General features: G+C 37.5%; 12 protein-coding genes. 10 read left to right on the top strand and 2 right to left on the bottom strand.

The genetic code is table 11. The features are described from left to right. Positions 1-101: 101 nt before the first annotated feature. A complete protein-coding gene (locus tag ACFSQP_RS06190) occupies positions 102-566 on the top strand; it encodes a hypothetical protein (RefSeq protein WP_376892541.1) in 465 nt (154 codons plus the stop codon). 49 nt (positions 567-615) lie between these two features. Here ACFSQP_RS06190 and ACFSQP_RS06185 read toward each other — a convergent pair whose 3' ends face one another. Together ACFSQP_RS06185 and ACFSQP_RS06180 are read right to left on the bottom strand one after the other, a co-directional pair. Next, positions 616-1,749: an ATP-binding protein gene (locus ACFSQP_RS06185; protein WP_376892540.1), complete on the bottom strand. Its 1,134-nt coding sequence runs from the start codon at positions 1,747-1,749 to the stop codon at positions 616-618. A gap of 2 nt (positions 1,750-1,751) precedes the next feature. Then, the gene (locus tag ACFSQP_RS06180; protein WP_376892539.1) at positions 1,752-2,513 is read right to left on the bottom strand and encodes an SDR family NAD(P)-dependent oxidoreductase; all 762 of its coding nucleotides are present in this window, start codon (positions 2,511-2,513) and stop codon (positions 1,752-1,754) included. Between the two features lie 322 nt (positions 2,514-2,835). On the opposite strand from ACFSQP_RS06180, the gene ACFSQP_RS06175 reads away from it, so the two are divergent. The 9 genes from ACFSQP_RS06175 to ACFSQP_RS06135 all read left to right on the top strand — a co-directional run bounded on the left by ACFSQP_RS06175 (position 2,836) and on the right by ACFSQP_RS06135 (position 12,492). Beyond that, the gene (locus tag ACFSQP_RS06175) at positions 2,836-3,837 is read left to right on the top strand and encodes an AAA family ATPase (RefSeq protein ID WP_376892538.1); all 1,002 of its coding nucleotides are present in this window, start codon (positions 2,836-2,838) and stop codon (positions 3,835-3,837) included. A gap of 92 nt (positions 3,838-3,929) precedes the next feature. Continuing rightward, complete coding sequence (locus tag ACFSQP_RS06170; protein WP_376892537.1) at positions 3,930-4,796, top strand: DUF58 domain-containing protein; 867 nt, start codon at positions 3,930-3,932, stop codon at positions 4,794-4,796. 16 nt (positions 4,797-4,812) lie between these two features. Further along, positions 4,813-6,468 (top strand): hypothetical protein, encoded by a 1,656-nt coding sequence (locus ACFSQP_RS06165; protein ID WP_376892536.1) that lies wholly within the window; start codon positions 4,813-4,815, stop codon positions 6,466-6,468. Positions 6,469-6,470: 2 nt separating this feature from the next. Further along, a complete protein-coding gene (locus tag ACFSQP_RS06160; RefSeq protein WP_376893196.1) occupies positions 6,471-7,472 on the top strand; it encodes a vWA domain-containing protein in 1,002 nt (333 codons plus the stop codon). A 79-nt stretch (positions 7,473-7,551) separates the two neighbouring features. Further along, complete coding sequence (locus tag ACFSQP_RS06155) at positions 7,552-8,595, top strand: vWA domain-containing protein (protein WP_376892535.1); 1,044 nt, start codon at positions 7,552-7,554, stop codon at positions 8,593-8,595. A 68-nt stretch (positions 8,596-8,663) separates the two neighbouring features. Next, positions 8,664-9,521 (top strand): tetratricopeptide repeat protein, encoded by an 858-nt coding sequence (locus ACFSQP_RS06150; protein WP_376892534.1) that lies wholly within the window; start codon positions 8,664-8,666, stop codon positions 9,519-9,521. A 76-nt stretch (positions 9,522-9,597) separates the two neighbouring features. Continuing rightward, positions 9,598-11,370, top strand: coding sequence for a BatD family protein (locus ACFSQP_RS06145; protein WP_376892533.1), 1,773 nt, complete (start codon positions 9,598-9,600; stop codon positions 11,368-11,370). A 2-nt stretch (positions 11,371-11,372) separates the two neighbouring features. Next, positions 11,373-12,149 carry an SH3 domain-containing protein gene (locus ACFSQP_RS06140; RefSeq protein ID WP_376892532.1) on the top strand — a complete coding sequence of 259 codons (777 nt, stop codon included), beginning with the start codon at positions 11,373-11,375 and terminating at the stop codon, positions 12,147-12,149. A 52-nt stretch (positions 12,150-12,201) separates the two neighbouring features. Further along, a complete protein-coding gene (locus ACFSQP_RS06135; RefSeq protein WP_376892531.1) occupies positions 12,202-12,492 on the top strand; it encodes a hypothetical protein in 291 nt (96 codons plus the stop codon). Positions 12,493-12,523: the final 31 nt, after the last annotated feature.

The following is a 12,523-nucleotide window of genomic DNA, read 5'->3' as shown; positions in this document are numbered from 1 at the left end:
AAAACCGTTTCTATGTTTCTGTGCATTTGAAACGGTTTTTTAATTTTAAATTAAAATATAAGGCAAACTAAAATTAGTAGTACAAAAGGAACGAGTTGGGTATGAATTGGTGGTTTATTGGTATTGTAGTTACTGCTTTTGTTTGTATTTTGCTGGGCTATTGGGTTGGTAATAGACGCAAAAGAAGGCAGCCTCATGTTTACGACGAATCGGTTTGGAAAAGCAAAGTAGCCAAACTTGAAAACGATTTAAAAGCGTGCAAGGCTGCACAGCAACTAATTGTTTTTAACCCAGATAAGGCGGCAGCTTTTTTTGGTAAAAACATTACCGAAAACGATTTAACCCTTATTAAGGGGGTAGATGCTAAAACCGCAAAATTACTTCAAAACAGCGGTTTTAAAACTTGGAAGATGCTAGCAGAGGCTCCGGTGGAATCGTTTCAAAAAATACTAGATGCGGCAGGACCGGACTACCAAAAACGAAACCCAGGAACATGGTCCGAACAAGCTAAATTAGCTTACGAGGGTAGTTGGAAGGCTTTGTACGAATGGCAAAAGCATATGTAAGCGTAATAGAAATAAGGTGTTCTATAGTTTTGCTTATGTAAGCATGCGCCTAACTGCTGTACTGCACTTTTCGTAAAATACGCATGGTTTGCTTGTATAATAAATAAACCTCCGGATTGTTTTTTAAATAAACTTTGGCATTGGTTAATTTATTAATGGCTTCTGTAAATCCATTTAAATAACAAATTAAATACGTGGCTGGTAGATTTTTTAAATCCAAAAGTTCCTGTTTGGTTAAGTTTTGGGCCTGTTGTAATTTTTCCAGAAGCACATTGTTGGCGTTGTAAATATGGTGAAGCACTTTTTTGTCGTATTGAGGCGGTTCAAAAATAAGATGGCTGTTTATGCTGTAATTACCTTGTTCAGAAAAATATATTGTGGTTTCTTCAAGCGGATAGTGCTTAAAAGAGGCTTGTAAACCTAAATTTATAAATTCGGTTATTTTAAACGAATGTTCATTAAATTGGATAGCCACTTCATCCAAAGCAGAGTAAAATAAACGCACCTGCTCGTTAATGAGCTCAATATCTACGCGGGAATAAAACAATTGGTCTTGTATTATTTTTTTCTGTCCCGCCCAGCATACCACAAAATACTCTTTAAAAACTTTATACTGTGGGTTAAAGTCTTTGCGCGTTTTTAAAAAATCGAAAACACCATCCAGTGTTTGCTCCATATTGTTTTGCGAATGTGCTTCAATAGCTTCTACAATTTCTAAATTGGTATGGGTAATAGTTGGATAGTCTGTTCTTGGCATGCTTGTGCTACCTTCTCTAAAAAACACGGTGTTTTTAGTGTATTTCCAAATGTTCTTTTTTAAAGATGTCAGACTGCCCGTGGCTCTTATGGTTACCAATCCTACCACTTTACCTTCTGGCAGGTGCGGAAACGAAATGTTTTCATACTGTACAATTGGTGGTTGCGTTAGGTAGGCATTAATTAAGTTCTGGATTTTGCTGTCGTCAAAAAAATCGACGCCTAATATTTGGTTGTTGGTGTCTTCAACACCTATTACAATGTAAGCGTTATTTTTAGGGTTGCTATTGGATAAGGCGCACACATGTTTTAAAAATTTGGCCTTTCCTTCTTTAAAACTTATATCAATTTGGCGCTTTTTATCATAAAAACTGTTCTCATCGTTATGAGCCAGTAAGTTTTTTATGAGTAAGCGTTTGTTTAACATAACTAGTAAAGCGTATCTTTTTTTATAAGCGTGCTGTTTGCTTGAGCGGTAGGAAATACTAACAAGTCGGCAATGTTTACATGTGCAGGTCTGCTAATTGTAAAGTAAATAATTTCGGCAATATCGGCAGCTTGTAAAGCTTTATAGCCTTTATAAACCGCGTCTGCCTGTGGTGCACCCTTAAAACGCACCGCCGAAAATTCTGTTTCTACCAGTCCCGGATTTATGGCGCAAACTTTAATGCCATACGGATTTAGGTCCTGTCGCATACCTTCTGTAATGGCTAAAACAGCGTGCTTGCTTGCACAATAAACATTTCCTTTGGGGTAAACTTCTTTTCCAGCAGAGGATCCAATATTTATTACGTGGCCCGCTTGGCGTGCTGTCATTTGGGGTATAATAAGTTTACTAATATGCAATACGCCTTTTACATTGCTGTCTATCATGGCATGCCAGTCGGCTATCTGTCCGTCTTGAATACTATCCAATCCATGGGCATTTCCAGCATTATTTATTAAAATATCTATTTGCTTAAAATCTTCTGGCAGACTTGTAATAGCCTGTTCTGCTGCCTCGTAATTGCTAACATCAAAATTTAGCGTGTGTATGGCGGTTTCGGACTCCAACTCTTTTTGTAGGCTATCTAAACGGTCTTGGCGCCTACCACACACCACCAAACGCAGGCCGTTTTTGGCTAATTCATAAGCTGTTGCGCGACCAATACCACTGGTTGCACCGGTAATTAGGGCTGTTTTTCCTGTCATGCTTTATACAATTGTTAATGCGGTTTGTAATAAAAGCTAAATTATGGAATTTAATTTGCTTTCTGGTTTTATAACTTAAAATAGACATACGTATTTTAATATGGTTTGCGTTATTAAGGCTTTAGGAATTTGATTAAAAAATTACCTTAAAAACAGCTTTTTATGTGTCATTTTTAACTTTAAAGTGTTAAAATTTTAATAGTTATTGTAAAAATCAACAAACTATTTTTAACCAATTATTAACAGGCTGTAAGCAAAAATTTTAACAATTTAGCCAGCGTAAACAAACCCTTCATATACGGGTGTTTTAAAACAATACACAATGGAAGATACACGTGCAATTGATATTGCGTCAATAAACGAAAAAATTGAAAAAGAAAGTGCTTTTATCGATTTACTCATGTTCGAAATGAACAAAGTTATCGTTGGACAAAAACACATGGTGGAGCGTTTATTAATTGGCTTGTTGGGGCAAGGCCATATTTTGTTAGAGGGTGTGCCAGGTTTGGCAAAAACATTGGCTATAAACACCTTGTCGCAAGCGGTTCAGGGTTCTTTTAGTAGGATTCAGTTTACACCAGATTTACTTCCTGCCGATGTTATTGGAACCCTAATTTATAACATGAAGGATAACGATTTTAAAATTAAAAAAGGGCCCATTTTTGCCAATTTTGTTTTAGCCGACGAAATTAACCGGGCACCAGCCAAGGTGCAGTCGGCCTTGTTAGAGGCCATGCAAGAAAAACAGGTTACCATTGGCGACGATACTTTTACGCTGGATAAGCCTTTTTTAGTTATGGCAACCATGAACCCGGTGGAGCAAGAAGGAACATATCCGTTACCCGAAGCACAAGTGGACCGTTTTATGCTTAAAGCTGTTATAGATTACCCTAAAATTGAAGACGAGCAATTAATTATGCGCGCTAATTTAAAAGGAGCTTTTGAAACGGTAAATCCTGTTGTATCTGTTTCCCAAATTTTACAAGCACAAAAGGCTGTTCGGGAAGTTTATATGGACGAAAAAATTGAAAAATACATATTGGATATCATCTTTGCAACACGATACCCAGAAAAATACAGATTAGCAAACCTTAAGCCGCTCATTGCATTTGGCGCCTCACCACGTGGTAGTATCAATTTAGCAACAGCTGCTAAATGTTACGCGTTTATTAAGCGCCGCGGTTATGTAATACCAGAAGATGTTCGTGCCGTTATTTACGATGTTTTGAGACACCGAATTGGTATTACCTACGAAGCAGAAGCTGAAAATGTAACCTCGGAAGCCATTATTAGTAAAATTGTAAATGAAATTGAAGTGCCTTAAAAAGGTAACAATGGTAAGTTTCCAATATGTTTAGAATATAACATGGGACCCAAATACAATACTGCCTGTAACATGCTTTTCTAAAGCCAGCCATGGATACAAAAGAATTACTTAAAAAAGTACGAAAAATAGAAATCAAGACACGCCGCTTGTCTGATCATATTTTTGGAGGGGAATACCATTCTACCTTTAAAGGGCGTGGTATGACCTTTAGTGAGGTTCGCCAGTATCAATATGGTGATGATGTTAGGAACATAGACTGGAATGTCACTGCCAGAACCAACGAACCTCATATTAAAGTTTTTGAGGAAGAACGTGAACTTACCATGATGTTGATGGTAGATGTTTCGGGCTCTGAATTTTTTGGAACCAATGCCCAATTTAAAACGGAAATTCTTACCGAAATTGCCGCTACTTTAGCCTTTTCAGCAACCCAAAACAACGATAAAATTGGCCTTATCTTGTTTTCAGATATTATTGAGTTGTACATTCCACCCAAAAAAGGACGTTCGCATGTGTTGCGAATTATACGAGAGTTAATAGAGTTTAAACCAACAAGTAAGAAAACGGATATTTCGGAAGCTTTAAAATTTCTGTCTAATGTAATGAAACGCAAAGCCATTGTGTTTGTCTTGTCGGATTTTATGGCAGCCAATTACCAACATAACTTAAAAATTGCCGCTGGGCGCCACGATATTTCCGGAATTCGGGTTTACGATAAGCACGAGGCGTACATTCCTAATTTGGGTATGGTAAATATGCAGGATCAAGAAACAGGCAATTACATGATGGTAAATACGGCGTCTAAAAAGGTGCGTATGGCTTATTCAAAGTATTATACCAATAATGTGCAATATTTTAAAGATAGTTTTTCTAAATCGGGTGCTGGAGCTGTAGATTGTCGGGTAGACGAGAGTTATGTAAAAAAATTATTAGGCTATTTTAAACAAAGAGGCTGATAAATAGTAACAAAATATGAATCAGAATTTAAGGCATAAAAAACAGGGCAAATCTTTTTTAAAGATGGTGCTGGTGCGCGCGCTTTTCTGTGCAGCCTTCATGTACGGTGGGGCTTCTTTTGCACAAGTTAAAGCGTCTACCAATGTTTCTGAAATGACTATAGGCGAGGAGCTTTTGTATCAAATTGAAGTTGAAACGGATAGCGCTAGCTTGGTAGTATTTCCAGAAGGGGCCACATTTTTGCCTTTGGAGGTTTTGGAATCCTACGGAATCGACACCGCTTATACAGACAATAAAATTAATTTAATAAAAAAATATGGCCTCACACAATTCGATTCTGGAGCCTTTACCATTCCGCCACAAAAAATTATTTTAAACAATAATACGGTCTTTACAGATTCGCTTGCTGTGGTTGTAAATCCCGTGGTTATCGATACTTTAAACCAAGGCCTTTACGATATAAAACCTATTATTTCCGTAGAAAAAAGTGCTCGTAATTTCTGGCAAATACTTTTGGGTATTATGGTCTTACTTGGCTTGGTGGGCTTTTTGTTGTATTGGTTTGTATGGCGAAAAAAACCACTCACACAGGAAGAACAGGAGGCTTTATTACCACCTTACGATCGGGCCAAATTAGCCCTTAAACAATTGGATGACCAAAAATATCTGGAATCCGATGCGTATAAAGCCTATTATTCTGAATTAACTTTAGCAATACGGAAATATTTAGATGAAAAAGTATATAACCATGCTTTAGAAAGTACCACAGACGAGCTAATTGAACGTTTACGCCTTCTTAAAGATGGCAATCAAATTGATTTAAGTTCGGAAACAATTAAAAATTTAGAAAGTATTTTTAAGCGAGCCGATTTAGTGAAGTTTGCCAAATCTGCACCCAATAAAGAGCTGGCAAAATTTGACAGACAAACAATTGACGAAGAAATAGACCGCGTAAAAGCCGTGCTTCCCGAGCCCAATGAAGAGGAGAAACTATTAAACCAACAATACAAAGCAGCCCAAGCCCGTAAAAAGAAACGTCGTAAAATAGCCATTTCGGCATTTTTAGTTGTGGCTTTACTACTGGTAACCTTTGTTGGATTTGGTTTAAAATACGGTTTTGGATACGTTAAAGACACTATTTTAGGTAATAACAGTTTGGAATTATTAGAGGGTAGTTGGGTGCGTTCAGATTATGGTTTTCCGCCTATAAGTATTACTACGCCACAGGTTTTAAAACGCGTTCAAACAGATACCACAAACCAGGCTGTTGCAACCACCACGTTTAACTTTGGAAGTTTGGGGGATAATTTAAATATTAGAGTGCAAACAACCACACTTAAAAACCAGCAACCTCAAGACTCCATAAACCTTTTGGCTGTTGCGGAAAAAGCCATTTTGGATTTAGAGGCTAAAGGCGTCTCAAATATTTTTATTAAAAATGACAAGTTTGTTACTCCAAACAATGCCGAAGGGTTAAAAACCTTTGGTACCGCACAGTTTCCCATTGGCGCTGCGGATAATACGGTGCCGGGCCAATATATGCTGCTTCATTTTACCACGCAGAATATCATACAAGAAATAGGTGTTTTTTGGCATAAAAATGATGCATACGCATCGGAAATTGTGGCACGTATTGAAAACTCTATCGAACTAAAACCAACTGCAGAATGATGATGTTTGAAGGCATAGATTTTTTACATAAACAGTTTTTTTGGCTTTTGCTGCTTGTACCTATAGCCATAGTTTGGTATGTGTTAAAACATAACAAACAGACGGCCGAATTAAAAATATCCAGTTTACAAGGATTTAAGTTGGTTCCTTCAGTTTTACCAAAATTTAGGCACGTACTGTTTGTTTTACGCTTACTGGCTTTAGTGGCTTTAATAATAGCATTGGCAAGACCGCGCTCGGTTGATGTAAGCACTAAAACCAAAACCACGCGCGGCATAGATATTGTTATGGCTATTGATGTATCGGCCAGTATGCTTGCAAAGGATTTACGGCCAAACCGCTTAGAGGCTTTAAAGGAAGTGGCGGCCGAGTTTATAAAAGGGCGCCCTAACGACCGGATAGGTTTGGTAGAGTACGCAGGCGAGAGCTATACAAAAACGCCTATTACCAGCGACAAAGCTATTGTATTACGCTCCTTAGAAAGCATTGAATACAATACCATTATTGAAGGTGGTACGGCAATTGGCATGGGGTTGGCAACTGCGGTTAACCGCTTAAAGGACAGTAAAGCCAAGAGCAAGGTTATTATTTTACTTACCGATGGTGTCAATAACTCGGGCTTTATAGATCCTAAAATAGCCAGTGAATTGGCTGTGGAATACGGCATAAAAACCTATACAATTGGACTCGGAACAAACGGTATGGCCTTATCGCCGGTATCCATGCTAAACGGAAATTTTCAGTATAGCAGGGTACAGGTGGAAATAGATGAAGCACTACTTCAAGATATTGCTAGTGCTACCGGAGGGAAGTATTTTAGAGCTACAGATAACCAAAAATTAAGCGAAATTTATAACGAAATTAATAAGCTAGAGAAAACAGAGGTAGAAGAGTTTAAATTTTATAATTATCAAGAGCTGTTTAGGCCATTAGTGCTGTTAGCCTGTGTGTTGTTGCTATTAGAAGTTTTGTTGCGAGTAACACTTTTTAGAAGCTTTATTTAAATGAATTGGCAACAATACAAAGCGTTAAAACAAAGCCTAATTTGGAACAACAAAATTCATTTCAATTGAAAAAAGAATAATGTATCAATTAGAAGAAAAAATATATTTTTGGGTATTGGCGGTTATTCCTGTAATAAGCCTCCTGTATTTGGTGTTGCAGTTTTGGAAACATCGCAAGCAAAAAGCCTTTGCAGATAAAGTATTATTAAAACGATTAAGCCCAAACCAATCTGTATTTAAAACAGCTTTAAAAGTATTTGTTTTAAGTTTGGCATTTGCCAGTTTAGCCATGGCCTTGGTAAACCCTAAAATAGGCACAAAACTAGAAACCGTAAAACGCGAAGGTGTAGATATTGTATTTGCTGTAGATGTTTCAAAAAGTATGCTAGCCGAGGATATTGCTCCAAATAGGTTGGAAAAGGCCAAGCAATTAGTAACTCAAATTATAAATAATTTGGCAGGCGACCGGATTGGTATAATAGCTTATGCAGGAAAAGCCTTTCCACAATTGCCCATTACAACAGATTATGCAGCCGCAAAAATGTTTTTGCAAGGCATGAATACCAACATGCTATCGTCACAAGGTACGGCCATAAACGAGGCCATAGAATTAGCAAAAACTTATTATGACGACGAACAGCAAACCAACCGCGTACTAATTATAATTTCCGATGGAGAAGATCATTCAGATTCGTCCGGAAGCGTAGCGGCAGAGGCGCAAAAAGAAGGTATTAGAATTTTTACAATTGGCGTGGGCGATGTAAAAGGAGGCCCTATTCCAAATAAAAAAAATGGTATCGTTTTAAATTATAAAAAAGACAGCGCAGGGGAAACGGTAATTACACGTTTAGACGAAATTACACTCCAAAAAATTGCGCAAGAAGCCAATGGGCAGTATATAAACGGTGCCAATACCAAAGCCGTGGTAGAAACCATATCTGATATTTTAAACGGCATGGACAAACAAGAATACGAGGCTAAACAATTTGCCGATTTTAAGGACCAATTTCAATGGTTTTTAGGCCTAGCTATCTTCTTTTTGTTTATTGATATTTTCTTTTTAGAGCGCAAGACAGCCTGGTTGCAACGGTTAAATTTATTTAACGAAAAACCGATAAAGTAAGTCAGCATAAATTTTATAAAATAATTAACGGATTGGAATCCAGTAGTTTTATACTTTTAATAAAACCTATGAAACAGTTTATAGTTTACATATTTGCTTGTATTTCAGCAGTTGGTTTTTCGCAAGAAAAGGCTTCAAAAGAGCAATTACACGCGGCTAAAAATGCCAACAATTTAGTCTTTGAAGCTAATAGTTTCATAGAGCAGGACGATTTTGTTTCGGCAGAAATGGCTTACCGCAAAGCTATTTCAGAAGCGCCAACGCAAGCCATTGGTGCTTATAATTTAGGTACGGCAAACATAAAGCAAGGCAATTATGATGAGGCCCTGTACCAATTACAAAAAACACTTAAAACCGCCACCTCAAAACCAGAAAAACACCGCATATTTCATAATATTGGAAATATTTTAATGGCCAATAAAAAATGTAAGGAGGCCGTAGAGGCTTATAAAAACGCCTTGCGAAATAATCCGGCAGATAACGAAACAAGGTACAATTTAGCATTAGCAAAAGAATGTGCCAAAAACCAAGAAGAGCAAAATCAGAACCAAGATCAGGACCAAGATCAGGATAACGATAATAAAGACCAAGAAGACAACCAAGAAGAGGAGCAGAAGGACGATAAAGACGGAAACCAAAAGGACCAACAGGACCAAGGCGATCAGGATAAAAAAGAAGGCGATAAAAATCCAGAGGATGAAGGAAATCCGAAAGATGCGGATGAAGATTCCAACAAGGATGAGCAAAAGGACGGAAACGGTAAGGAGGAACAACCACAAAAACCGCAACCTAAACCTGGACAAATGTCGCCGCAGCAAATGAAAAATTTACTGGAAGCCATGAATAACCAAGAGGCCAAAGTGCAAGAGAAAATAAACGCACAAAAAGAAAAGGGCGTTAAAGTCCAAAGCGAAAAGGATTGGTAAAATAGCCGGTGCAAACTAACGCAAAACAATTATTACAATTATTTTTACACAGAACAGAATAGGATAGAAGGATATCATGAAACTTAAAAAGTTAATAACAGGTTTTGTCATGCTGCTAACAGTTAGTTTAGTTAGTGGGCAAGTTACTTTTGAAGCCAAGGTTAGTAAAAAAAAGCTAGGGATTAATGAGCGGTTACGCATAGATTTTGAAATGAATAAGGATGGCGACAATTTTAATCCGCCCGACTTTACTAACTTTACCGTTGTTGGCGGCCCTAATCAGTCGGTTAGTAACTCTTGGATAAACGGGAAACGCTCGTACAGCAAAACCTATAGTTACTTTTTAGCTCCTAAACGGCAAGGAAATTTTACAATTAATCAGGCCATTATAGAAATTGATGGCGAAATTTATAAAACCTCACCCATTTCTGTTACGGTTACGGGGGCTGTAGAAACGCCTAAAGATGGTAATAACGCCGATTATATTGCATCGGAAAACATTCATTTAGTAGCAGAAATTTCTAACGACAAACCCTATTTAAACGAAGCCATAACAGTGGTGTACAAACTGTACGTGTCGCCAGACACAGGCGTAAGTAATTGGCGTGAAATAGACAACCCTAAATACAGCGATTTTTGGAGTCAGAATATCGATATCAGACAATTAAAGGTGCAAAATGGAACCTATAAAGGCGAGGATTACCGGTATGTAGTGCTGCGTAAAACAGTATTGTATCCGCAAAAAACAGGGCAGCTAGAAATAGAACCTTTAAGTTTAGATATTACGGTAGAAGTACCCACAAACCGGCGCGATATTTTTGGTGGTAGGTTAATGCAGCGCGCGCACAAAACCGTATCTGCAGGCAAGCGCACAATTCAGGTTAAACCATTACCAGAAAATGGTAAACCAGCAGATTTTACGGGAGCGGTAGGCGATTTCGATTTTAAAGTTACTACCTCCAAATCGGCACTCAATGCTACGGAATCGTTACAGGCCAAAGTGGAAGTATCGGGAACAGGAAACCTAAAACTCTTTCAACTACCTAAATTAAATTTACCCAGCTCCTTGGAAGTTTACGAACCAGAACATACCGAAAATGTAAGAACCAATTTAAACGGTATGCAAGGTAGTATTTCCGATAGCTACACCGTAGTACCGCAATTTAAAGGAAAATACCCTATTCCAAACATTTCTTTTTCATATTTCGATATAAAAACAGAAAGCTACAAAACCCTTAATTCTAACGAAATAATAATTGATGTTTTAGAAGGGCCAACCACGCCGGCCAGCAATCAGGATATCACAGCCGTTAGCGGCAGTAAACAGCGGGTAGTTTTAAACAGTAATCAATTTGTATTTATTAAAACTAAAACCAACTTAACACCCACCCAAAAAACCCACTTTTTTAAATCTACCGGGTTTTGGGCGGCACTATTAATGCCTTTTTTAGCTATTCCCTTGGTTATGGTTTACAAACAAAATAAAGATAAACGTCAGGCCGATGTGTTTGGAAATAAAATTAGAAAAGCAGATAAATTGGCTAAAAAATATTTAAGTCAAGCTAAAAGAGCCTTGGGCCAAAAAGAAGCCTTTTATGTAGCTCTGGAAAAGGCCCTTCATAATTACTTAAAGGCTACCTTGCATATAGAAACAACGGAACTGAGTAAAGAAAAAATAGAATCGTTGTTACGTAAAGGCCAAGTTACAACCCAAACAATTAGTGCGTTTATAACCATTTTAAAAAATTGCGAATTGGCGCGCTACACCCCCATAACGCAAGTGGAAATGGAAAAAGATTACCAGCGCGCTGCCGAAACAATTTCACAAATTGATAAAGAATTAAAGTAGCCATGTTACACAAAAAAAAATTTATAAAATCGGCTGTATTCTTGTTGCTTTTTGGTTTGCTAAACCTGCAAGCGTTTAGTCAGGAAATGGCTTTGTTTGAAGAAGGAAACGCCCTTTATAATGCTGCTAAATATGAAGAGGCCATTGCCAAATACACTGCTATTTTAAATGCAGATAAACACTCTGCTGAACTGTATTTTAATTTGGGTAATGCGCATTACAAATTAAACAACATTGCGCCTAGTATTTATTATTACGAAAAAGCCTTACAACTAGCACCAAACGATCCAGATATTAAACAAAACAGAGCCTTTGCACAAAACATGACCATTGATGCTATTGATGTTATTCCAGAAGTGGGTATTGCAAAGGTTATTAATAAGGTATCGCATTTTATTAGTTTCGATGCTTGGGCTGTTTTAGCCGTTTGCTTTGTAGTATTGGCTGTAGTGTCCTTTATAAACTATTATATTACCAGAGGCACAAAAACCAAACGCGTATCATTTACGGTAGGTTTTATAGCCCTTTTTTTAGTTGCCGCGTCATTGGTGTCGGCTTTTAATAAATATAGCCTGGATCAGGCAGATAATCCTGCCATCGTGTTTGCACAAGAAAGCCCTGTAAAAAACGAGCCTAATTTACGAAGTGCTGAAGCATTTGTACTCCACGAAGGAACAAAAGTACAAGTTTTAGATACCGTGGAAGACTGGAAAAAAATTAAGCTTACAGATGGAAAAACAGGCTGGATTTTGGCAGACGACATTAAATTGTTGAGGTAATTTATTTAAAGTTTAAACAAAAAAGCTTATATTTGTTTTCAATTGTATAATCATGCACAAAACAGTTTTTGCCATATTTTTTGCCGGTGTGTTTGCTGCCTTTTTGGTGGTGCCAAGCGTTATGGCTGCTGTAAATGATAACTTCGATATATCGGTTTTAGCCGCTTCTAGCGAGGAAGAAGAAACCCATGTAAAAGACTTCGAAATTAAACCAGTGTTTCAGGACCAAACAAATAACACTATTTTTACCGACTTGGTAGAATTTCAGAAAACCGATGTAAAAAACTACAATTCACTAGCAAAAGAGTTAGTGTTACCACCTCCCGAAAATTTGGGTTCTTAAATATCTCAAGTACCTACCAACACTCCATAGG

The sequence above is a fragment of the Bizionia sediminis genome (genome assembly GCF_042684585.1).
In the GTDB taxonomy this organism is placed as follows: domain Bacteria; phylum Bacteroidota; class Bacteroidia; order Flavobacteriales; family Flavobacteriaceae; genus Algorimicrobium; species Algorimicrobium sediminis.
The sequence above is the reverse complement of the archived record's forward strand: the minus strand, read 5'-3'. Positions and strand labels throughout refer to the sequence as shown.